This is a genomic window from Pseudomonas sp. S2_C03 (assembly GCF_054668405.1).
In genome coordinates this window covers 1,713,435-1,734,485 of the sequence record NZ_CP162766.1, presented here as the reverse complement: position 1 = coordinate 1,734,485, position 21,051 = coordinate 1,713,435, and the positions used below count along the sequence as shown (strand labels likewise).

Annotated in this window: 19 protein-coding genes and 1 pseudogene; 12 read left to right on the top strand and 8 right to left on the bottom strand. The window is 62.1% G+C overall.

Features of this window, described 5'->3' with window-relative positions; translation table 11 throughout:
- The first annotated feature begins 244 nt into the window (after nucleotides 1-244).
- The 3 genes from gabT (at nucleotide 245) to AB4N64_RS07895 (ending at nucleotide 2,848) form a co-directional block, all read left to right on the top strand.
- Entirely contained in the window at nucleotides 245-1,534 is a 1,290-nt protein-coding gene (gene gabT, locus AB4N64_RS07905) for a 4-aminobutyrate--2-oxoglutarate transaminase (RefSeq protein WP_460123846.1), read from the top strand.
- A 97-nt stretch (nucleotides 1,535-1,631) separates the two neighbouring features.
- Nucleotides 1,632-2,318 carry an HAD family hydrolase gene (locus AB4N64_RS07900; protein WP_460123844.1) on the top strand — a complete coding sequence of 229 codons (687 nt, stop codon included), beginning with the start codon at nucleotides 1,632-1,634 and terminating at the stop codon, nucleotides 2,316-2,318.
- Nucleotides 2,319-2,356: 38 nt separating this feature from the next.
- A complete protein-coding gene (locus tag AB4N64_RS07895) occupies nucleotides 2,357-2,848 on the top strand; it encodes an Lrp/AsnC family transcriptional regulator (RefSeq protein WP_081567735.1) in 492 nt (163 codons plus the stop codon).
- Nucleotides 2,849-2,898: 50 nt separating this feature from the next.
- Here the strand turns inward: AB4N64_RS07895 and AB4N64_RS07890 are convergent, their stop codons facing one another.
- The 4 genes from AB4N64_RS07890 to AB4N64_RS07875 all read right to left on the bottom strand — a co-directional run bounded on the left by AB4N64_RS07890 (nucleotide 2,899) and on the right by AB4N64_RS07875 (nucleotide 6,763).
- Nucleotides 2,899-3,609: a cupin domain-containing protein gene (locus AB4N64_RS07890; protein ID WP_460123840.1), complete on the bottom strand. Its 711-nt coding sequence runs from the start codon at nucleotides 3,607-3,609 to the stop codon at nucleotides 2,899-2,901.
- A 15-nt stretch (nucleotides 3,610-3,624) separates the two neighbouring features.
- Nucleotides 3,625-4,908 (bottom strand): NAD(P)/FAD-dependent oxidoreductase, encoded by a 1,284-nt coding sequence (locus tag AB4N64_RS07885; protein WP_460123837.1) that lies wholly within the window; start codon nucleotides 4,906-4,908, stop codon nucleotides 3,625-3,627.
- Between the two features lie 60 nt (nucleotides 4,909-4,968).
- Nucleotides 4,969-5,673: an HAD-IA family hydrolase gene (locus AB4N64_RS07880; protein ID WP_460123834.1), complete on the bottom strand. Its 705-nt coding sequence runs from the start codon at nucleotides 5,671-5,673 to the stop codon at nucleotides 4,969-4,971.
- A 142-nt stretch (nucleotides 5,674-5,815) separates the two neighbouring features.
- Nucleotides 5,816-6,763: a LysR family transcriptional regulator gene (locus AB4N64_RS07875; protein ID WP_460123831.1), complete on the bottom strand. Its 948-nt coding sequence runs from the start codon at nucleotides 6,761-6,763 to the stop codon at nucleotides 5,816-5,818.
- A 136-nt stretch (nucleotides 6,764-6,899) separates the two neighbouring features.
- Between AB4N64_RS07875 and AB4N64_RS07870 the strand changes: the two genes are divergently transcribed.
- The gene (locus tag AB4N64_RS07870; protein WP_460123828.1) at nucleotides 6,900-8,327 is read left to right on the top strand and encodes an aldehyde dehydrogenase family protein; all 1,428 of its coding nucleotides are present in this window, start codon (nucleotides 6,900-6,902) and stop codon (nucleotides 8,325-8,327) included.
- A 9-nt stretch (nucleotides 8,328-8,336) separates the two neighbouring features.
- On the opposite strand, the gene AB4N64_RS07865 is transcribed toward AB4N64_RS07870, so the two are convergent.
- From AB4N64_RS07865 to AB4N64_RS07855, 3 genes are all read right to left on the bottom strand, one after another.
- Nucleotides 8,337-10,067 (bottom strand): GMC family oxidoreductase, encoded by a 1,731-nt coding sequence (locus tag AB4N64_RS07865; protein WP_460123825.1) that lies wholly within the window; start codon nucleotides 10,065-10,067, stop codon nucleotides 8,337-8,339.
- A gap of 7 nt (nucleotides 10,068-10,074) precedes the next feature.
- Nucleotides 10,075-11,124, bottom strand: coding sequence for an ABC transporter substrate-binding protein (locus tag AB4N64_RS07860; protein WP_460123822.1), 1,050 nt, complete (start codon nucleotides 11,122-11,124; stop codon nucleotides 10,075-10,077).
- 210 nt (nucleotides 11,125-11,334) lie between these two features.
- Complete coding sequence (locus tag AB4N64_RS07855) at nucleotides 11,335-12,246, bottom strand: LysR substrate-binding domain-containing protein (protein ID WP_460123819.1); 912 nt, start codon at nucleotides 12,244-12,246, stop codon at nucleotides 11,335-11,337.
- A gap of 109 nt (nucleotides 12,247-12,355) precedes the next feature.
- On the opposite strand from AB4N64_RS07855, the gene AB4N64_RS07850 reads away from it, so the two are divergent.
- From AB4N64_RS07850 to AB4N64_RS07830, 5 genes and pseudogenes are all read left to right on the top strand, one after another.
- Nucleotides 12,356-13,435 carry a tartrate dehydrogenase gene (locus AB4N64_RS07850; RefSeq protein ID WP_460123816.1) on the top strand — a complete coding sequence of 360 codons (1,080 nt, stop codon included), beginning with the start codon at nucleotides 12,356-12,358 and terminating at the stop codon, nucleotides 13,433-13,435.
- A 108-nt stretch (nucleotides 13,436-13,543) separates the two neighbouring features.
- Nucleotides 13,544-14,470 carry a 2-hydroxyacid dehydrogenase gene (locus tag AB4N64_RS07845; protein ID WP_460123813.1) on the top strand — a complete coding sequence of 309 codons (927 nt, stop codon included), beginning with the start codon at nucleotides 13,544-13,546 and terminating at the stop codon, nucleotides 14,468-14,470.
- Between the two features lie 109 nt (nucleotides 14,471-14,579).
- Entirely contained in the window at nucleotides 14,580-14,828 is a 249-nt protein-coding gene (locus AB4N64_RS07840; protein ID WP_460123810.1) for a hypothetical protein, read from the top strand.
- A gap of 183 nt (nucleotides 14,829-15,011) precedes the next feature.
- Nucleotides 15,012-15,821, top strand: coding sequence for a DUF1206 domain-containing protein (locus AB4N64_RS07835; protein WP_460123807.1), 810 nt, complete (start codon nucleotides 15,012-15,014; stop codon nucleotides 15,819-15,821).
- 37 nt (nucleotides 15,822-15,858) lie between these two features.
- Nucleotides 15,859-16,194 (top strand): annotated as a pseudogene (locus AB4N64_RS07830) (NAD-dependent dehydratase); the annotation flags it as partial.
- Nucleotides 16,195-16,285: 91 nt separating this feature from the next.
- Here AB4N64_RS07830 and AB4N64_RS07825 read toward each other — a convergent pair.
- Nucleotides 16,286-17,074, bottom strand: coding sequence for an IclR family transcriptional regulator (locus AB4N64_RS07825; RefSeq protein WP_460123804.1), 789 nt, complete (start codon nucleotides 17,072-17,074; stop codon nucleotides 16,286-16,288).
- Between the two features lie 316 nt (nucleotides 17,075-17,390).
- On the opposite strand from AB4N64_RS07825, the gene AB4N64_RS07820 reads away from it, so the two are divergent.
- The 3 genes from AB4N64_RS07820 to AB4N64_RS07810 all read left to right on the top strand — a co-directional run bounded on the left by AB4N64_RS07820 (nucleotide 17,391) and on the right by AB4N64_RS07810 (nucleotide 21,050).
- Nucleotides 17,391-18,761 (top strand): aminotransferase, encoded by a 1,371-nt coding sequence (locus tag AB4N64_RS07820; RefSeq protein ID WP_460123801.1) that lies wholly within the window; start codon nucleotides 17,391-17,393, stop codon nucleotides 18,759-18,761.
- Between the two features lie 35 nt (nucleotides 18,762-18,796).
- Nucleotides 18,797-19,912, top strand: coding sequence for an ABC transporter ATP-binding protein (locus AB4N64_RS07815; RefSeq protein ID WP_460126663.1), 1,116 nt, complete (start codon nucleotides 18,797-18,799; stop codon nucleotides 19,910-19,912).
- Nucleotides 19,913-20,006: 94 nt separating this feature from the next.
- Nucleotides 20,007-21,050: an ABC transporter substrate-binding protein gene (locus tag AB4N64_RS07810; protein ID WP_460123798.1), complete on the top strand. Its 1,044-nt coding sequence runs from the start codon at nucleotides 20,007-20,009 to the stop codon at nucleotides 21,048-21,050.
- Nucleotide 21,051 lies beyond the last annotated feature (1 nt).

The window sequence follows — 21,051 nt, the reverse complement described above, 5'->3', positions numbered from 1 at the left end:
TCGGCCTGTAGCGGCACGGCTTGTTGGCAATAACGATTTCAGATCGCGCCGACACCGTACTGCTGCAGGCCGCCGTCATTTGTACTACCGACTTACCGTTTACCCGGCACAGCGAAATATTTCGCAACACCGCCGCAAAACAGTCGATCACAGCACCCGGCGCCCCAAGTTCAGCGATTGTGTCTCCGGGCAATCCTTAAGCTGATGACATCACCCGCCACCTTCGGCGTTCACGGAGATCGAGATGAATTCTGCACTGACTGAAAACCAACGTTTGCTGGCCTTGCGCGAACAGCATGTGCCGCGCGGTATCGCCACCGCCCACCCGGTTGTCGCCGCACGGGCCGAGGGCGCCGAGCTGTGGGACGTCGATGGCAAGCGCTATCTGGACTTCGTCGGTGGTATCGGCGTGCTCAACGTTGGGCATAACCATCCCAAGGTGGTCGAGGCGGTCCGTCGTCAGGTCGGCGAGATCTCCCACGCCAGCTTCCAGGTGGTGGCGTACGAGAACTACATTCAAGTGGCGGCACGCCTGAACAAACTGGTCGGGGGCGATGCGCACTACAAGAGCGTGCTGTTCACCTCCGGCGCCGAAGCCGTGGAAAACGCGGTGAAGATCGCCCGTGGCTACACCGACCGCACGGCGGTGATTTCCTTCCGTGGCGGCTTCCACGGCCGCACGCTGCTGGGCGTCACCCTGACCGGCATGAGCCAGCCGTACAAACAGAACTTCGGCCCCTTCCCCGCCGAGATCTATCACGCCACCTACCCTAACGCCTATCGCGGTGTCAGCAGCGACGACGCGCTGGCGCAGCTCGATGAACTGTTCGCCACCGACGTGGCGCCGGATCGTGTCGCCGCGATCATCATCGAGCCGGTCCAGGGCGATGGCGGTTTCCTCGCCGCCCCCAAGGCATTCCTGCAAGCGCTGCGCGCGCGCTGCACCGAGCACGGCATTGTGCTGATCCTCGACGAAATCCAGGCCGGTTTCGGTCGCACCGGCACGATGTTCGGCTTCCAGCACGCCGACATCCAGCCAGACCTGGTCACCGTCGCCAAGAGCCTGGCCGGCGGCATGCCGCTGTCTGGCGTGGTCGGTCGCGCCGAGATCATGGATGCGCCAACCCCGGGCGGCCTGGGCGGCACCTATGGCGGCAACGCAGTAGCTTGTGCGGCGGCACTGGCTGTCCTGGACCTGTTCGAAGAGCAGGATCTGCTGGCACAAGGCGAGACACTGGCAGCGCAACTGCACGAAGGGTTGCTGGCCCTGCAAAAACGCTACCCGCGCATCGGTGACGTGCGTGGCCTGGGCTTCATGCAGGCGATCGAAATGGTCGCAGGCGATGCCGCACAGAGCCCCGATGCCGCGCTGGCCCAGAAGGTCATCGACGAAGCCCGCAACGCCGGCCTGTTGGTGATCAAGTGTGGCGTGCACCGCAACGTAGTGCGTTTCCTCGCCCCGCTGGTGACCCGTCGCGAGCAGGTGGCAGAAGCCTTGCAGATGCTCGACAAGGCACTGGCCGCCGCCTGCTGAACGGCCTCAGCGCCCGACCCGGCCCGACCTGCCTGGCAGTGTCGGGCCTGTGGGCGCAAACACGATGGAAGAGGCATGACCTACTCAGGAGCACGTCATGAGAGTCACCCATTACCAGGCGTTGGGCCTGTCCTTCGGCACATTGGTTGACCGCGAACGGGGCATTCTCGAAGGCCTGCGACCGCTGGCAGTGCAAAGTGAATCCAATGCCAGCGACACGCAATTGCTCAGTACTTATCGACAGGTGGCGCAGGAGCTTGCAGGCAGCGCCGCACAGATGAGTGCGGCCGCCTTTCACGGGCAGCTTTACCAACGAGTGGCGCAACAATTGCAAACCATTGCTGGCTGGGACGAGAGTGTGGCATTCAGTAGCTCTTCATCCGTTTGGCCCTTGTATGAAGATGCTCCGGGAGCCCTCCAGTACCTGGGCAAGTTTTACCGTTTGATACTGATCGCCCCACCTCAGGGTATCGATGTGCAGGCCCTGGCGCGTCGTTTGCCGGTCGAGTTCGATGCGATCGTCGAACCCAGCCATGAGGACTGGCACAACAGCCTGGAGCGCGAGTTGCATCGCCTGGGACTGGAGCGTTCGCAACTGTTACCGGTGCGCAGTACCGAAAGCGATGACCCGTGGAATGAGCGGGTCGATTTTCCGGTCTGCACACTCCGTCGCGGCCATGACCAGCCGTGGAACCATTCGCCTCAGGCAATGGACGGCAAGCGCTGTGAATACGCCAGCCTCGCCGACCTGGCCCATGCCCACCAGCGGGCTTTGCACGCCTGAGGACGACGGCCCTGATTTGACATTGCGAGGACTGATCAATGGACGCTGCAACCAAGCTCGACCGTATCGACATCAACATCCTGGTCCAATTGCAGAAGGACGGGCGCATGACCAACGTCAGCCTCGCCGAAGCGGTCGGACTGTCGCCCAGCCCTTGCCTGCAACGCGTCAAACGCCTGGAAGCCGCGGGCTACATCAGCGGCTACGAAGCCCATGTCAACCTGGCCAAATTCGCCAACTCGGTGACCGTGTTCACTGAAATGACCCTGTCGGACCACAAGCGTGCCGACTTCGTGAAGTTCGAATCGAGCATCCGCAACATCGACGAAGTACTGGAGTGTCACCTGATCAGTGGTGGCTACGACTACCTGGTGCGTTTCCTGTGCAGCAGCATCCAGCATTACCAGGAGCTGATGGAGTCGATCCTGGACAAGAACATCGGCATCGAAAAATACTTCAGCTACATCGTGATCAAGTCGCCCGTAGTCAAAAGCACCGTGCCGCTGCGCAGCCTCGTTCGGGCGGTATGAAAAAACCCCTGGCCATCACCGACGGCCAGGGGTTGTGTGTTCATCCAGCGTCACGACAGGATGCAGAACACCTTTCGCACGGTCTCTTCGCTGACCCACGCATTGGTGGCGCCCTTGGGCACGATCACCGTCTCCCCCGCCTTCACAGGATGGCCGTCGCCCTGCGGCGCTGTCAGCGTCACAGAACCTTCGAGGATGTACATCAACTCACTGTAGGCGGGCTGCACTTGCCGGCGCGCGTACGCCTCGCATTGCCACAGCCCGATGCGCAAGTTACCGGCGCTGAAGAGCGTTTCATTGAAGGCCTTGGGCGTGGCCGTGAGCAGCACGCTGGCGGCGGGCGGACTGCTTGGGGCCAAGGGCTGGGACAGATCGACCCTGAGAGGGACAGCGGGCGTCTGCGTACAGGCTGAAAGCCCCGGGAATGCCATGAACACCCGGCGCAATTGTCCCTGTTGCTGCCAATGCACACGCACGCCGCGAGGCACCACAAAGCAATCTCCCTGCGCCAGTTGCAGGTCGAAACCCTCACCGCGCAAACGTAACTCCCCGGCCTCGATCACACCCAGTTCCACCCAGGGAAAGGACTCGATGACAAGGTCCGCACCGGTGCTGACGCTGCTGCCAGCGGCGTAACCCTGCAAGGGATCGTGGTAATGAATGACGCGCCCGGCCGCCAGCGGATCGCCTTGCAAGGCAAAGGCGGCGCTGGGCAGTTGGCGGTCGGAATGGGGGTGGGAATAATGCAGAATCGGTGGCATACGCTTAATGCTCGCTCATCGTCCGATGACATCCAGGAACTGCTGCCAGCCCGCCGCCAGGCGCACGCCCGGCGCCCGGAAGGCATGCAGCGGAATAGGGTTGAAATGCTCGCCGGCCAGCAAGCCCAGCTCGACCTTTTCGCCGGCGGTCATGGCGGCCAGTTGCTTGCCCATCCAGGTCGACATCGCCACTCCGCCGCCGTTGTAGCCGATGGCATAAAAACTGCGATCATCGAGCTGCCCGGCGTGCGGCAGGTAGTCCAGCGTCATCGCGACAAGGCCGGACCAGCGATAGGCAATTTTCTGTTCACGCAGGATCGGGAAAACATCGACCATACTGCGCTGCAAATCGTCGAATGCGCTTTGTGAGTCGTCCTTGCCGAACGCGCCGCGTCCGCCGAAAATCAGTCGATCACCGATGATCCGGAACCAGCGCAACATGCGCTTGGTGTCCCCACACACCTGCCCGCCCGGCATGATCTGCGCCAGCAGGTTCGGCGGCAGTGGCTCGGTGGCGATGATCGCGCTGCGAAAGGGAATCAGCCGGCGATGCAGCGTGTCGGTGGCGCGGGTCTGGTCCGAATAACCATTGGTGGCGTAGATCACCTGACGGGCACTGACCCGCCCCTGCGGTGTTTGCACGATGACGCGCTCGCCCTCTCGGGTGACCTGTTCGGCCGGGCTGTTGATGAAGATTTTCACGCCGCCCTCGACCAGGCTTCGAGCCATGCCGCGTGCGTAATTCAGCGGCTGGATACCGCCCGCTTTAGGGGTCAGCAGGCCACCTTCAAAAATCGTCGAGCCGGTCATCTCCCGCACTTGACCCGCTGAAATCATGAACGATGAAGTGCCGCCGGTTTCACGCTTGATCCAGTTCGCAGTGGACTCAAGGCCTCCCAGCGCGTGGACATTGTGCGCCGCCGCAATGTGCCCGCCCATGTGCAGTTGCGCACCGGTCAGACCCAGACTGTCAACCATCTCCACCAGGCTGTCGACGGCGGCGTAACCGGTGCGATACATCTGCAAGGCCGTGTCGCGGCCAAAGCGCGCCATCAGCGTCTGAAAGCCGACGCGAAACTTGGGTGACACCACGCCGCCATTGCGCCCGCTGGCGCCCCAGGCGAGGGTGTTGGCCTCGACAACGAGCGGCTCGCGGCCACTGCGGGCGATGTGATGCGCGGCCGAGAGGCCGGTGTAACCCGCGCCGATGATCACCACGTCGCATTGCCGCTCGCCTTCCAGCGATTGCAGTGCGGGGGCGGGTTGGGCGGTGGCCGCCCATAAGCTCAGAACAGTCATGCCGGCCTCTCGACTCAAAAAGGACGGGCACCCAGGCTCCGAGCCCGCGCGCCCAGAGGGTCAACCCAGTTCTTTCTCGACCGCGTCCGCCAGCTGTGCCAGCGAAGTGAAGTGATAATGCGGCTCGGTGCGCTCGGATTCGAGGGTGCCGCCTGTGCCTTTCTGGGCAAATCGACGCTCGATCCAGCAAGTCTGGTAACCCAGGCGCATGGCCACGCCAATGTCGTGGTATTGGCTCTGGGCAACGTGCAGGATGTTTTCGAACAGGATGCCCTGGGTCGCGAGTACACCACGGGTGTAGGCAAAGAACTGCGGATCGGGTTTTTCGAAACGCACGTCGTCGACGGTGACGCGCACATCGAACGGCTGATCGAGGGTTTCGGCCATGTAGTCCAGGGCCCAGATCTGCGAGTTGGTGGTGGCCACCAGCTTGAAGTGCTTGCGCAGGCGCTTGAGGGCTTCGACCGAATCAGGGAACGCCGGGAAGTTTTTCACCGATTGCGCCAGGCCCTTGGCGTACTCGTCGTTGTCCGGCAGGCCCAGCTTGGAGGCGATCACGTGATAGCAACGCTCCAGGTCATCCGGCCACCAGCCCGAATCCGTAGAGGCGCGCGCCTCGCGATAGGCCTTGAGAATGTCGTCGTCGCTGCAGGCCTTGCCTGCTTCACCCGCGACTTCACGGACGTGGGCGAGAATACCGGCTTCGAAATCGATCAGGGTACCGACAACGTCAAACGTCAGGGCTTTGAACTGCTTGAAAGACATAGGGCGCTCCGCAAGAAAAGTCGTGTGAGTGAAACTGACTGGACAGGCCCATTATCTGCCCGCCCTCTCGCGCAATATTCTGTTTTGCCCTGTCCCAGAGGCATAACCTACTGTTTTTTTACCAGGCGTGCCGCACCTATGCTCAATGGGTCGATTGCAGGGTCTGCGCCAACCCCAGATGAGGGTAAAGCGCATCGATTTTCAACATGTCCTCGCGCATTTCCTCGATGATCCAGTCACGCACGTTTTCGACGATCGGACGCACCGGACGATTGGCCGGGACGACCAGGCAGCAGCGCCGGGAGAGCACGCAAAAGGCGTTCGCCGCAGGCACCAGTTCACCCTTGCACAGCGAGTTGGACACCACATTCAGCCACCCCAACGCCATGCCCTGACCGAGCAATGCGGCCTGCACCACCACCGCATAATCGGAGAACACCAGCGCATTGTCGGCACGCCCCGGCGTCTCGAAAGCCGCCGCCCAATCACGATCCTGATTGTCCATGCTGATCAGCGTCGGCAGCTGTTTGCGGCCCTTGGCCTGAACCACATCCGCCAGGTATTGGGCGCTGCAGACTGGCAGGGTAATCTCAGGAATGACGAGTGTATCCGTGGCTTTCAGGCTACCCGCATCCAGATAGCGCATGCCCAGGTCAACGTCGACCAGCGGGCCGCCGATCCTCCCGGACATCAGTTGATAGCGCATGTCGACGGTGGGAAAGCGCTGACTGAAACGACTCATGCGCGGCATCAGCCAATGGGTGGTGAACGCGGTGGAAACCGACAGCGTCACGGTCTCGATCCCCGTCGCCCTGGCTTCGATTTCACTGATCGCCGACTCGATGGTGCTGAAGCCTTCCTGAACACGACGGTACAAAATGCTGCCACTTTCAGTCAGCCGCGCCCCGCCCCGTACCCGCTCGAAAAGCTGCACGCCAAGGTGTTCTTCCAGACGCGAGAGCATGCGACTCACGGCCGGTTGACTGACACACAGTTCATCCGCCGCCCGGGTGAAGCTGCCACAACGGGCTGCCGCTTCGAAGACGAACAAGGAGCTGGAGCTGGGGACTTTTCGACGTAGGTTAGACATGACCTGAGTTTATGCCTGGCCCAACTATTAGTAAATTGTCCCGGGCAAAATCCCCCGACTATTCTGGCGGGGGCTGCGCGGGCCATTCGTGTGCCTGCGGCGCCATCCATCCTCCCCGCACGAGACCTTCCCCTGTATGAAAAACGCCCTGAAGTTTTACATCGACGGCCGCTGGGTGGAGCCCCACGGCAGCGAACGCCTGCCGGTGATCAATCCGGCGACCGAACAGCCTTTCGGCGAAATCGCCATGGGTGACCTCGCCGATGTCGATTCCGCCGTCATGGCGGCCCGACGCGCGTTTGCGGGCTTCGCGCAGACCTCGCCCGCACAGCGCAAACAACTGCTGCAACGGGTGCTCGACGCCTTCATGGCACGCTACGACGAGATCGCCGACGCCATCGTCCAGGAAGTGGGCGCCCCCAGGGCCTTGTCCCATGACTGGCAAGCCGGGATCGGCAAACGCCACCTCGAACAACTGCTGCGCACGCTGGACACCTTCGAGTTCGAAACAAACCGTGGCACCACGCTGATCACCCACGAGCCGGTGGGCGTGGTCGCGCTGATCACGCCGTGGAACTGGCCGATCAACCAGGTCGTCTGCAAGGTTGCCCCGGCCCTGGCGGCGGGCTGCACCATGGTGCTCAAGCCGAGTGAAATCGCACCGATCAACGCCCTGCTGTTTGCCGACGTCATGCACGAGGCTGGCGTACCGCCCGGTGTCTTCAACCTGATCAACGGCGACGGCCCGACCGTGGGTGCCGCCCTGTCAGCACACCCGCAAGTGGACATGGTGTCGTTCACCGGCTCGACCCGTGCCGGTATCGAAATCGCGCGCCTGGCCGCACCGACGGTCAAGCGGGTACATCAGGAGCTGGGCGGAAAATCGGCCAACATTCTGCTCGACGACGTCGATCTGCAAGCCGCGGTGACCAACGGCGTGAACAGCTGTTTTGGCAACAGCGGCCAGTCCTGCAATGCGCCGACCCGCATGCTGGTGCCCGCCCACTTGCACGATCAGGCCGTGGACATCGCGCGCCGCGCCGCGCAAGCGCACATTGTCGGCGCCCCCGACGCGGCGGTCACAACCCTGGGGCCGGTGATCAGTGAACGCCAGTACGACAGCATCCAGCGCCTGATCGGCATTGGCATCGAGGAAGGCGCACAACTGGTGTGCGGCGGCCTGGGTCGCCCCGAGCATCTGGCCCAGGGTTATTACGTGCAGCCCACGATCTTCGCCAACGTCACCCAGGACATGACCATCGCCCGCGAGGAAATCTTCGGCCCGGTGCTGGTCATCCAGGCGTATGAAAATGAGGCGCAAGCCGTGAGCATGGCCAACGACAGCGTGTTTGGCCTGGCCGCCTACGTGCAATCAGCCGACCGCACACGCGCACGGGACGTTGCCTTGCAAATGCGTGCCGGCAGCGTCTACATCAACTATCCGAACTGGGACAGTGGCGCACCGTTCGGCGGCTACAAGCAGTCGGGCAATGGTCGCGAGTACGCCGAATGGGGGCTCGAGGCGTTTCTGGAGGTCAAGGGGATCGTTGGCTGGGGGGCATAGCCCCCGTTCCTACAGGTGTTCCAGCGTGTGTGTCTTGGCGCTGGACATCTTCGCATCGGCCTTGATCAGGTCGGCCACCCGTTCGGCGATCATAATGGTCGGCACGTTAGTGTTCGCACAGGGAATCGACGGCATCAGGGAGGCGTCACACACCCGCAGCCCCTGAACGCCGATCACCCTGGCGTCACCGGTCGTCACGGCTTGCGGGTCGTCGGCGCGCCCCATGCGGCAGGTGCCGGAAGGGTGCCAGGTGCCACCGACATTGCGCTGCACAAAATCGGTCAGCGCCTGGTCATCGGCCAGCAGTTTCTTCAAGGTAATGCCTTGCGTCACCAGGCCATGAATCAGCAAGCCCCGCAGTGGCCCGGCGATGTCCAGCAACAGGCTCAATGCGCCCCGTTGCAAGGCATTGAACATGCCGGGCATCGCCACCTTGGCCACGCGCGGCGAGTAGCTGGAAGGGAACACCACGCTGCATTCACGTTGCAGGTCCTGTGCCGACAGCGTCTGGGCGCCAAAGCGAAGCGCCTGCTTCAGACGCTCCAGATCACGCGCGTCATTGAGCATGTCGAAACGCACCTGGGGTTCTTCGTGGGGGTCACTGGAGGCCAGGCGCAAACGCCCCCTGGAATACGATTTGTTGACCCAGAAAAACATCGTGCCCAAACGGTAGCCAATCGAATGCCAGCCTGATCGCGACAGGATTGCGCCGTGCATGTCGCACGGCACCGTGTCGGCCAGCCCTGAAGAAAACCGCACAATGGCTTGTTCATGGTGCTCTTCGGGAAACGCCGTGCGCCCTTCGCGCTTGAGCAGCGCCGACACCGCAATCGATGGGTGCTCCATGAGGTTGCCCCCCACGCCTGGTCGGTCTGCCACCAGCGTAATGCCCTGCGTCACCAGGTCATCCGCCGGACCAATGCCACTGCGCAACAACACCGCTGGGCTATGAATGGCCCCCGCGCAGACAATGACCTCGAGGGCCTGCAACGACTCAGCTGCGTCGCCAACGATAATCCGTGCCCCCGTCGCTCGTCCGGACTTGATCAGCACCCGATCGACTACGCATTGGGTGCGGATGGTAAGGTTCTTGCGCCGGCGCACCTCGTCGGTCAGGTAACAGACCGACGTGGGGATACGCTCGCCTTGTTCGCTGACACCTATGGCGCCGACGAACACGCCCTCCTCCCACGCGCCGTTCTGGTCGGCCTTGTGCTCAAGGCCGCGCCCACCCAGCACCCGCATCACGCCTTTGACGAAGGGCGAAAGGCGCTCGGCCGGCGTGCGCCGAATCCTCAGGGGACCGTCGCTGCCATGCAGCGCCCTGTCTTGCGGCGCAGCAAAATCGGTATCGTTTTCCAGCTTGCGAAAATACGGCAGGCACGTTTCCCAGCTCCAACCCTGCGCGCCAAGCGCCTGCCATTCGTCATAGTCGGCAGGTGCACCACGGTTGGTCATCAGCGCATTGATCGCCGAGCCCCCACCCAGGATACGTGCCTGCTCGTAACGCCGCGCGGCATTGGCCCGGTTGCCCATCAGCGCCGTCAAGCGCTGCCAGATATTGCTCACATCCAGATAGGCGCGCCCCGGGTAGCGGGCACGAATCTCGGGCGGCATGCTCTGCCCCGAGATATCACGCCCGGCCTCGATCAGGCACACCTGTTTGTCTGGATCTTCCGAGAGCCGGGCGGCGAGCACACAGCCCGCCGAGCCGCCACCCAGGATCAGGTAATCGATCATCCGGACCTCACTGAACGAATTTGAGCCAGCGATCCTTGGCGGCAATACCCGCAGCCGATGCCCACCACTCTTCCGACATCAGCGCCTGCTTCGCTGCGTTGTCCGGAGCACTTGGCAGCTCCTTGGCGCGCTCGGCGGTGATTTTTCCGGTGTCGAACGCCGCCGGGTTACCCGGGCCGTAGTCGATGTAAAGCGGCAGGTTGGCTTGCAGGTCTGGCGATAAAGCTTCGTTGACGAACTTGACGGCCGCTGCGTAATTGGGCGCGTTTTTCAGGATGCACAACTGGGTGTTTTGCAGCAGGCCGTCGTTGTAGGTGAACGCCACGTCCGGGTTGCTTTTTTGCACGGCGCTGGCGCGACCGTTCCAGATCATCAGCATGTCGACCTCGCCGTCGGCGAGCAATTGCGCCGACTGGCCACCGGAAGTCCACCACACGGCAATATTGGGCTTGATCTGTTCAAGACGCTTGTACGCGCGATCGACATCCAGCGGGTAGAGTTTGTCGCGCGGCACGCCGTCGGAGAGCAACGCCGCCTCCAGGGTGCTCATCGGATCGTTACGCAGGGCACGCACACCTGGGAAGTTCTTCACGTCCCAGAACTCGGCCCAGGTCTGCGGCACTTTTTTCAGATTCTTTTTGTTGTAGCCAATGACCGACGAATAGAACTCGTAGGCCACCGAGTAGGGGGTGCGATAAGCGTCCGGCATTTTTTGCACGTTGGGCATCTTGCTCAGGTCCAGGGGTTCGATCAGTCCCTCGTTACCGCCACGCACGCAGTTGGAGGGCGGCGTGTCGATCACGTCCCACACCGGTTTTTTCGCTTCACCTTGGGCCTTGACCATGGGCCAGGCGTCGGGTGCACTGTCCTGCTTGATGGTCATGTTGAGTATTTTGGCGGCCGGGTCGAGGATGGCTTTGGTTTGCGCCTCCTGGTACGTGCCGCCCTGGGAGACGAAGGTGATCTGGTCGGCCATGGCCGGCATGGCGCACGCCACCGAAAGGCTCAACAGGGAAATGACGGAACCGAACGCTTGAGCAACAGACAAGGTTTTCATGGCAAATCATCCTGGACGTAGATTAATTCGGCAGCGCTAAAAACCTCGACTGAACACCCTGCACCTCAGGTGCTTTGCTCAGGTTTGATTTTATTGTTCGACCGAGCGGGACAATTTCACGTTACAAGAGCATGACACCCCCCGGCAATGCACGAATAGTCAGGACCTGCATAACTTCAGATCATGGTAGGTCATCCACCCACTGCACGTTCACTTGGGCGCCGCAAACGGCAAGCGCCGGGCCAGCTCCTGCGCCAGATACCGGGCGAATACCGAGATTCGTTGTGGAATGTGCCGGCGATGCTGATACACAGCATAGACATCCGCCCTGGGCGCCTGATAATCCTCCAGCACAGCCTTGAGGCGCCCGCTTTGCAAGTGCTCCTCAACGTTCCAGCGTGAACGCAGGATCAATCCATGCCCGTCGAGGGCCAGACGCAAAGCCACCTCGCCATCGTTGCTCGACAGGGTGCCGCTGACCTTGTGGGCGTAATCCCGGCCATCCTTGCGGAACCGCCAGATGGCGTAGTCACTGCCGAACTGGCGTAGCACGATGCAGTTATGCTGTTCCAGGTCGGCCACTGAAGTCAGTTCAGGCATAGCCTCAAGGTATTGAGGTGAGGCACAGAGGATGCGCGGATTCTCCAGCAGGCGTACCGCGATCAGACGCGAATCAGGTGGTTCGCCCATGCAGACGCTGATGTCGAATTGATCATCGAGCAGGCTCGACGGCTGGCTGGACAGTTCCAGGGAAAGTTCCAGTTGCGGGTGCAGGCGGGCGAAGCTGGACACCAACGGCGCCAAGTGTTGGCGACCGAAACCCAGGGTGCCGTTGATTCGCAGCAGCCCCTGCAACGTCGGCTGCCGGCTGTCGAGCGCACTTTCCAGTTCTTCCAGCTGCCGCAGGATCGGTCGCCCTCCTTCCAGGTACAACGTACCTTCCGGCGTCAGCGACAACCGGCGCGTGGTGCGCGCCAGCAACTGCACGCCCAGCCGCGCCTCAAGCTGGCTCAGGCGCTTGCTCACCGCCGGCAATGACAGGCCCAGGTGCCGCGCCACTTCAGTGAGGCTGCCGCGTGTGGCCACCTGTTGGAAGAAACTCAAGTCATCGATCATCGTCACCGTTTCTTTCCTAAAAGCTAATAATGGCTTTCGCGCAAGGCTAATTATTAATACAGGCAGACTGCATAGACTGGCAACCGATCCCCCCTCATTCCCAGGAGTCGAAGCCATGAGCAAAGCCCAGTACAAGATTGCAGTAATCCCCGGCGACGGTATCGGCAAGGAAGTCATGCCCGAAGGCGTGCGCGTGCTCGACGCCGTCGCCGCCAAACACAACCTGGCGCTGCAATGGGATTGGTTCGATTTCGCCAGCGCCGATTACTACCTCGCCCACGGCAAGATGATGCCCGCCGACTGGTTCGACATTCTCAAGGGCTACGACGCGATCTACTTCGGCGCCGTGGGCTGGCCGGACGTAGTGCCCGACCACATTTCCCTGTGGGACTCGCTGTTGCAGTTTCGCCGCGAGTTCGACCAGTACGTCAACCTGCGCCCCTGCCGCCTGATGCCCGGCGTCAAGGCGCCACTGGCCAATCGCATGCCCGGTGACATCGACTTCTGGGTGGTGCGGGAAAACACCGAGGGCGAATACTCCAGCGTTGGCGGCAAGATGTTCCCCGGCACCGACCGCGAGATCGTCCTGCAGGAAACCGTGATGACACGTGTCGGCGTCGACCGCATCCTCAAGTTCGCCTACGACCTGGCCCAGAGCCGTCCGAAGAAGCACCTCACCTCGGCCACCAAATCCAACGGCATCGCGATCACCATGCCGTACTGGGACGAGCGCGTCGCCGACATGGGCAACAAGTATCCCGAGGTGAAAGTCGACAAGTACCACATCGACATCCTCACCGCGAACTTCGTCCTGCACCCGGACTGGTTCGACGTGGTGGTGGCGAGCAACCTGTTCGGCGACATCCTCTCCGACTTGGGCCCCGCCTGCACGGGCACCATCGGTATCGCGCCGTCCGCCAACATCAACCCGGAGCGCAACTTCCCCAGCCTGTTCGAACCGGTGCACGGTTCGGCGCCGGACATCGCCGGCAAAGGCATCGCCAACCCGATCGGGCAGATCTGGTGCGGCGCGATGATGCTCGAACACCTCGGCCACCCGGAGGCTGGCGCTGCCGTACTGACCGCCATCGAGACAGTCCTGGCGATGGGCCCGCAGGATGCACCGCTGACGGCCGACATTGGCGGCACCGGCAACACCGAGTCACTGGGCAAGGCCATCGCGGCTGCGGTCTGACCCGCCAAATAACGTGCAATCTTCCGTTCACGGCCCGTGATTCGGAAGATTGTTGCGTGGAATTTTGGCACCGTGAGAACACCTACCCAGCGCATTGCGAGACACACCATGGCCCTGCTCTTCAAAGTTGACGATGACCGTGGCGCGGCCTGGAAATCCTTGTTCGCAGACCACGCGCCCGACATCGAGGTACGCCTGTGGCCGGACATTGGCGACCCCTCACAGGTACGCTATTTCGCCGCCTGGCAACCGCCACAGAAACTGCATGAGCGCTTTCCCAACCTCGAAGTGATTTTCGCCACTTCCGCAGGCGTCGATCAGTTCGAACTCGGCGAACTGCCAGGGCCTATCAAGGTGGTGCGCATGCTCGACCCCGGCATCGCACAAGGTATCGTCGAGTACGCCTGCTTCGCCGTGTTGAGCCTGCACAGGCAGATCCCCTTGTACCTGCAACAACAGCGGGCCAAGCAGTGGCAGGACCACCTGCTGACCCCAGCTGCGCAGCGGCGCGTCGGCGTCATGGGCCTGGGCAACCTCGGTATTGCCGTGCTGGACAGCCTGCGGCCGTTCGGCTTCGAACTGCATGGCTGGGCGCGCTCGCAAAAAAACCTCGATGGCGTGCACTGCCATGCGGGCAACGACCAGCTCGCCCAATTTCTCGGCCAGTGCGACATCTTGATCTGCCTGTTGCCACTGACCGACGACACCCGGGGGATCCTCAATGCAACGACGTTGGCCGCCCTGCCAAGCGGCGCCAGCCTGATCAACCTCGGTCGGGGCGGTCACCTGATCGAAGATGATTTGCTCGTGGCACTGGATAGCGGCCAGGTGAGCCACGCCCTACTCGACGTGCTCGATGCCGAACCGCCATCACCCGATCACCCCTTCTGGCGACACCCGCAGATTTGGCTGACCCCCCACGTCGGCGCGATGACTGCGCCGCATAGTGCATTCGAGGGGTTGCTGGCCAATATCCGTCGCCAGCAAAGGGGCGAGCCCATGCAAGGACTGATTCAGCGTGATCACGGGTATTGAGGCCGCGCGGGCGCATAAATAGTTTGAACCGCGCCGGAAGGCGCTCGCCTAACGATCAGCCTCTGGAAAATTCCACAGGCATTGCGCCAATACCGGCACACTCCGAGAGGTGGTCAACGTGGCTAAAGACGAGAAGAAAAGCGAAGGTAAAGCTTCGAAAGCCAGCAAGGATTTGAAGGACAAGAAAGCATCGCCGGCGAAGAAATCAGCGGCAGCCTCAGCGCTTTCAAAATCCTCCGACAAGAAGGATAAGAAAAAAGACGCCGAACCCAAAAAAACTGCAAAAAAAGCTGACAGCAAGCCTGACAAGGCGAAGAAATCAGACAAGTCCGACAAGCCGGCAAAAAAGAAAAAATGACCTCTGCTGTTTGCCAGGGCTCCACGCCCTGGCTCTCTCCGACAACTGCCGGCTTGTGGTCCTTGGCCAAAAGGCCGGCTGCCCGCGCCTGCTCGCCCATGGCGTGATCCAACGAATGATCCAATAGAACCCCTTCCAGCCAAGCGGGTCTTCTGCTGTATCAACCATTGGAAAGCTGACTTCATGTCCACACAAAAAAGCCTCGTCATGCTTGCACGAGTCGGATACGCGGCTCGGGGCGCTCTTTACCTCATCATTGGAGTATTCGCACTGCTCGCCGCGCTCGATGCCACCCGACCAAAAGACAGCAAGAAGAGCCTCGAAGCGTTGTTAAGCCAACCCTTTGGCTATGTTTTGGTTGGGCTGGTGGTGGCAGGTTTGTTTGCATTTGCCTTATGGCGAGTCATACAAGCGGTTCGCGACGTGGATGGCCACGGCACCCAAATGAAGGGATGGGTTATCCGCTCCGGCCTCTTGGCCGGTGGCCTGGTCAATGGAGCGTTGGCGTGTTTTGCCTTGGGTCTGCTCGTCAGCGGGATCAAGCGCTCGGGGGATTCGGGAGGTGGCCAGACCAAGGACCTGCTGGCACATGCATTGTCCTGGGACCATTCAAACCTGCTGATCTACCTCATCGCGCTCGTCCCTCTGGGCGTAGGCATCGCCCACATCATCAAGGGCTGGAAAGCGTCTTTCGAGAAGTATTTCGAGGCAGACGAAGAGGTTATGCAGTACGTGCGGCCTGTTTCACGAATCGGTCTTATCGCCCGTGGCGTTGTCTTTATCGAGATAGCCCTGTTGCTGGCGTTGAGTGGCTCCAACTACAAGGCGGTCGACCCGCCGGGCATGAAGGAAGCACTCAATGCGTTGCAGAATCTACCTGCTGGTGAGTGGGTGCTGCTGTTGATGGCCGTCGGGCTGATCGCCTTTTCGGTCTACAGCTTCGCCGAGGGCGCATGGCGCAAGATCAACGTGGAACGCGTGAGCACAGCATGAGACGACGCTGACATTTCGCGCAATGAACTCGGAAAAGATTTGCAAACACACCGGTCGCCCGTTCGTGTTCCCCGGTTCCAGGGTGCAATGGGACAGCCTGACCGACATGACCGACGCGGGGCAACTGGCCAAACAGCAGCTATGGGCCGCAACGACGCCCAGCGCGGCCAACCAGGCGTTTAACGTCACCGATGGCGATGTGTTCCGCTGGAAGTGGAGCAGGATTGCCGATTATTTTGGCCTGGCTGCCGCGCCCTTCCCTGCCATCGACTCACCCCTTGAAACACAGATGGCCAACGACCACGCCGTCTGGCGACAGATAGCGTCTGAGCACAACCTTGCAGAACCTGGCCCCGCTGATCTGGACCGGGTTTCAAAAACGGGCATGTAGTGCCCTCTCATACAGGCACCGGCCAGCCCAGCCCATACGGTTGACCTGCCGCCGGGGTGGCTTGGGCGAAATCTCAATCGGTCAAGAATTCCCCCTTGAACCCCAAATTCCATGAAGCCCGCAACGCCGCCATTTTCAACGCGCGCACCTGGCCGGGGTCAATCTCCCGACCGATATGCTGCACCGTCGCCACCAGCGCGAGTGTGCCGAGCAGTTCGCCGTCGATGCCCAAAACCGGCGCTGCCAAGGCAGAGACACCCAGCGTCTCCTCCTCTATCGCGGATGCCCAGCCCTGGCTGCGCGTCTCACTGACCTGGCGCTGCAACACCTTGGGATCGGTGACGGTGTACGACGTGATGGCCTCCAGGCCCGCCGCCATGGCCTGTTCGATATTCAACTGCCTTGAGAACGCCAGCGCGACCTTGCCCTGGGCGTTGCAATGCAGCTGCAATTCGGTGCCGGTCCGCACGCCGATCTCCAGCGATGACTTGCCCAGTTGTGTATCGACCACCACCAGTCGGCGCCCTTGCAGCGCCGACAGCACCACCGTCAGGCCCAATTCTTCACGCAGGTCACGAATGGCGTCGGTGGACGCGCTTAGCAAATCGATGCCGTTGGCCGCGATGCGCCCCAGCACAAACGCCTGGATGCCCAGGCGATAACGCGAGGTCTGCGGGTTCTGCGTCAGGTAGCCCCGCTCGACCAGGGTTTTGAGGTGGCGGAACACCGATCCCTTGGTGGTGTTCAACTGGCTCGCCAGTTCGCTGACGCCCATCTCGCCGTCGGCCCCGGCCACGCGTTCGAGCACATCGAACGCCAGTTGGACCGACCTGACACCCCCCTTCCCGGTTTCTTCACTCATTGTTGTTGTCTCCTTTTCGTGCTCGCCGTTCGCATAGGCGAAACAACGCAATTCCGTGAATATCGCTCAGGCTGGTGTCGCTGACAAGCGGCAGTCATCCAACCGAGCACACACCCGATCAAACCTTTAATACCGAACCTATTGATTCAAAAAGGAAAAAGGCGAAGAAAGGAAAATCACCCCTCATGACGGTCTTTTCTGCGAAACAGTTTTTCTATCAGCGAAACAGAAAACATTTGACGGACATCCAGTTAGATCGTAAAAATGAAACCACGTCCCGCATACGCTTACGAATTTAACAAGAGGAACTACGCCCATGAATGCCCAAGGCTCGGCTCTGGCCCAGCGTGATATCGCTTACCACCTTCACCCCCAGACCAACCTGCGCCTGCACGAGCAGGTTGGCCCATTGGTGATCGAACGTGGCGAAGGCATCTACGTGTTCGACGAAAACGGCCAGCGTTACATCGAGGGCATGTCCGGACTCTGGTGCGCCACCTTGGGCTTCAGCCAACCGCGCCTGGCCGATGCCGCCCACGCGCAGATGCTCAAGTTGCCCTATCAGCAGACCTTCGCCCACCGCAGCCATGGCCCGGCCGCCAACCTCGCCGCCGAGCTGGTCGCCCATGCTCCCAAAGGACTGAACAAGGTGGTGTTCCAGAGCTCCGGCTCCGAGGCGGTCGATACCGCGATCAAGTTCGTGCGCTACTACCACACCGCCATCGGCAAGCCGGGCAAACATCGGCTGATCGCGCGCCAGCGCAGCTACCACGGCACCACCCTCGCCGCCGCCAGCCTCACCGGTTTGCCGAACATGCACAAAGGCTGGGGCGAACCGCTGGCCGATGTGATCCACGTGCGCTGCCCGCATCTCTACCGCCAAGGTTTGCCCGGTGAGACCGAAGAAGCGTTCGCCACTCGCCTGGCCGAGGAGCTTGAGCAAACCATCCTGCAAGCGGGCCCTGAGACCATCGGCGCGTTCTTCGCCGAACCGATCATGGGCACGGGCGGCGTGATCGTGCCGCCGGCCGGGTATTTCGCCAAGGTCCAGGCGGTGCTGCGCAAGTACGACATCCTGATGATCGCCGACGAAGTCATCTGCGGTTTTGGCCGAACCGGTCATTACTGGGGATGTGACGCGATGGGCATCGAGCCCGACATGCTGACCTGCGCCAAAGGCCTGTCGGCGGCGTTCCAGCCGATCTCCGCTTTGCTGGTCAGCGACCGGATCTACCAGGTCATCGCCGACCAGAGCCAGGCTCTCGGCGGCCTCGGCCATGGCTACACCTACGGCGGCCATCCGGTGGCAGCGGCCGTGGCGCTGGAAACCCTGCGCCTGTACGACGAGCTGGACATCGTCGCCCATGTACGCGAAGTGGCCCCGGCGTTTCAGGCTGGCCTGCGTGCACTGGCCAATCATCCATTGGTGGGTGAAGTGCGCGGCATCGGCCTGATGGCCGCCATGGAATTCGTCGCCGACAAGCACAGTCGGGAACCCTTCGCGGCCGAGCTGAAGATCGCCCAACAGGTCAGCAACGTGCTGCAACGCAACGGCATCCTGCTGCGCGCCCTGGGCGACACCCTGGTGATGGCGCCGCCGCTGATCGTCAATGCCGACCAGATTCAGACTATTCTCAAGGCAGTGGCCCAGGCATTGGATGAAGTCCTTGCAGGTGTGCGGCCATGATCGCCCAGTCCTTGCGCCCACAGCCCGAGGTCGCCATGCCGCTATCGCAGGACCCTGCCGCCGCGCCGGCCAGCGCCGCCACCGTGGTGCGTTTCGACGGGGTGTACAAAACCTACGACGAGCGCAGCTGGGTGGTCGACAACCTTGACCTGGACATTCGCCAGGGCGAGTTCCTGTCGCTGCTCGGACCCAGCGGTTCGGGCAAGACCACCACGCTGATGATGCTCGCCGGCTTCGACGCCCCGGACCGCGGGCGCATCCTCATGGATGGCCAGGACATCAGCGCCCTGCCCGCCTACAAGCGCGACATGGGCGTGGTGTTCCAGAGCTACGCGCTGTTCCCGCACATGAGCGTGGCGCAGAACGTGGCGTTCCCTTTGAACCTGCGCAAGGTGCCGGCCGCCGAGGCTCGCGCGCGGGTCAGCGAAGCGCTGGCCCTGGCGCGCCTGGAAGGTTTCGAGGACCGGCGCCCCGGGCAGTTGTCGGGCGGGCAGCAGCAACGGGTCGCGCTGGCCCGGGCGTTGGTCTATCGCCCGCGCATCCTGCTGATGGACGAACCGCTCGGCGCACTCGACAAGGCGCTGCGCGAACACATGCAGCTGGAACTCAAGGCCATCCACAAACAACTGGGCATCACCTTCGTCTACGTCACCCATGACCAGGACGAAGCCATGACCCTGTCCGACCGGGTGGCGGTGTTCAACGAAGGCAAGATCGCCCAGATCGACGCGCCGCACTTGCTCTACACACAGCCTTCGACTCGCTTCGTGGCCAATTTTCTGGGCGAGACCAACCTGCTCGAAGGCACGGTGATCGCCCGCACGGCCAGCCACGCCAAGGTGCGCCTGGAAGAAGATGGCAGCGTGCATGAGGCGTGCTGCGCCGATGCCAGTCTCGTCCCCGGCGATCGCGCGGCACTGGCGATTCGTCCGGAGAACCTGCGCCTGGCCGCACCCGGTGAACCGGCGCTCAGCGTGCAGGTGATCGACAGCATTTTCCACGGTGCCCACAGCCGCCTGCGTCTGCGCATGGTCGGGGGTGCGCAGCTGTCGATGTCCTGCAACCCGGTCAATCTCGGTCGCGCGGCCCCGCAACCCGGCGAAAGCCTGGCCCTGGCCGTGCCGACGGAACAGGCCATGGTGCTGCGCTGATTTTTTTTGCACGACAACACAACAACAAAAAACGCTTCGGCTCGACCTGCATCACTGCCAACCAATTCCAATTCCAAAGGCTGGGAGTCACACCATGTTCAATCGTAACCGCGTCAGCATCCTCACCCTCTGCGGGCTCGCCCTGCTCGCCAGCGGCGCCCAGGCCCGCGACCTCACCGTGGCCTCCTGGGGCGGCGCCTATCAGGACGTGCAACGGGAAATTTTCTTCAAACCGTACACTCAGGCCAGCGGCAATAAAGTCGTCGACGACAGTTGGGAAGGCGGCATCGGCCTGCTGCGCACCCGCGCCGAAAGCGACGACGGCGGCTGGGATCTGGTGCAGGTCGAGAGCGAAGACCTGGAACTGGGCTGTGGAGAAGGCCTGTTCCTGCCGCTGGACGTGGCGCGCATCGGCGGCAAGGCCAGCTACATCCCCAGCGCCACCAGCACCTGCGGCATTGGCAATGCGGTCTACAACTTCGTCATCGGTTACGACACCAGCAAACTCAAGCGCGCGCCCACCGGCTGGAGCGATTTCTTCGACACCGCCACCTTCCCCGGCAAACGCGCCCTGCGCCAGGGCCCCAAGGGCAACCTGGAAATCGCCCTGATGGCCGACGGTGTGGCCCCGGCCGACGTCTACAAGACCCTCGGCACGCCCGGCGGTGTCGAGCGCGCCTTTCACAAGCTCGACAGCATCAAGGGCCAGTTGCTGTTCTGGAAGGCCGGTGGCCAGCCCATGCAACTTCTGGCCTCTGGTGAGGTGGCGATGACCACCTCCTACAACGGCCGGGTGACCAATGCCATCCGCCAGGACCACAAACCGTTCGGGCTGGTGTGGAACCAGTCACTGCAAACCATGGACAGCTGGGCCATCCTCGCCAACTCGCCGAACGTCGACAAGGCCTACGGCCTGCTCAAAGTGATGGGTGACGGCGAGAACCAAAAGCGCTGGCCGGCCCTGCAGCCGACCGGCATCACCTCGCTCAAGGGCATCGCCGACACCGACCCGGCAGCCTTGGCCGATTCGCCCAGTGCGCCCCAGAACAGCGCCAACGTGCTGGTGCTGGACGACCACTTCTGGGTCGACCGCGTCGATGAACTGAATGCCAAATGGACCGCCTGGGCGGCCAAGTGAG

Excerpts from the sequence above, each read along its gene's own strand:
- gabT (WP_460123846.1), top strand. The coding sequence starts at position 245 with ATGAATTCTGCACTGACTGAAAACCAACGTTTGCTGGCCTTGCGCGAA.
- AB4N64_RS07900 (WP_460123844.1), top strand. The coding sequence starts at position 1,632 with ATGAGAGTCACCCATTACCAGGCGTTGGGCCTGTCCTTCGGCACATTG.
- AB4N64_RS07895 (WP_081567735.1), top strand. The coding sequence starts at position 2,357 with ATGGACGCTGCAACCAAGCTCGACCGTATCGACATCAACATCCTGGTC.
- AB4N64_RS07890 (WP_460123840.1), bottom strand. The coding sequence starts at position 3,609 with ATGCCACCGATTCTGCATTATTCCCACCCCCATTCCGACCGCCAACTG.
- AB4N64_RS07885 (WP_460123837.1), bottom strand. The coding sequence starts at position 4,908 with ATGACTGTTCTGAGCTTATGGGCGGCCACCGCCCAACCCGCCCCCGCA.
- AB4N64_RS07880 (WP_460123834.1), bottom strand. The coding sequence starts at position 5,673 with ATGTCTTTCAAGCAGTTCAAAGCCCTGACGTTTGACGTTGTCGGTACC.
- AB4N64_RS07875 (WP_460123831.1), bottom strand. The coding sequence starts at position 6,763 with ATGTCTAACCTACGTCGAAAAGTCCCCAGCTCCAGCTCCTTGTTCGTC.
- AB4N64_RS07870 (WP_460123828.1), top strand. The coding sequence starts at position 6,900 with ATGAAAAACGCCCTGAAGTTTTACATCGACGGCCGCTGGGTGGAGCCC.
- AB4N64_RS07865 (WP_460123825.1), bottom strand. The coding sequence starts at position 10,067 with ATGATCGATTACCTGATCCTGGGTGGCGGCTCGGCGGGCTGTGTGCTC.
- AB4N64_RS07860 (WP_460123822.1), bottom strand. The coding sequence starts at position 11,124 with ATGAAAACCTTGTCTGTTGCTCAAGCGTTCGGTTCCGTCATTTCCCTG.
- AB4N64_RS07850 (WP_460123816.1), top strand. The coding sequence starts at position 12,356 with ATGAGCAAAGCCCAGTACAAGATTGCAGTAATCCCCGGCGACGGTATC.
- AB4N64_RS07845 (WP_460123813.1), top strand. The coding sequence starts at position 13,544 with ATGGCCCTGCTCTTCAAAGTTGACGATGACCGTGGCGCGGCCTGGAAA.
- AB4N64_RS07835 (WP_460123807.1), top strand. The coding sequence starts at position 15,012 with ATGTCCACACAAAAAAGCCTCGTCATGCTTGCACGAGTCGGATACGCG.
- AB4N64_RS07825 (WP_460123804.1), bottom strand. The coding sequence starts at position 17,074 with ATGAGTGAAGAAACCGGGAAGGGGGGTGTCAGGTCGGTCCAACTGGCG.
- AB4N64_RS07820 (WP_460123801.1), top strand. The coding sequence starts at position 17,391 with ATGAATGCCCAAGGCTCGGCTCTGGCCCAGCGTGATATCGCTTACCAC.
- AB4N64_RS07815 (WP_460126663.1), top strand. The coding sequence starts at position 18,797 with ATGCCGCTATCGCAGGACCCTGCCGCCGCGCCGGCCAGCGCCGCCACC.
- AB4N64_RS07810 (WP_460123798.1), top strand. The coding sequence starts at position 20,007 with ATGTTCAATCGTAACCGCGTCAGCATCCTCACCCTCTGCGGGCTCGCC.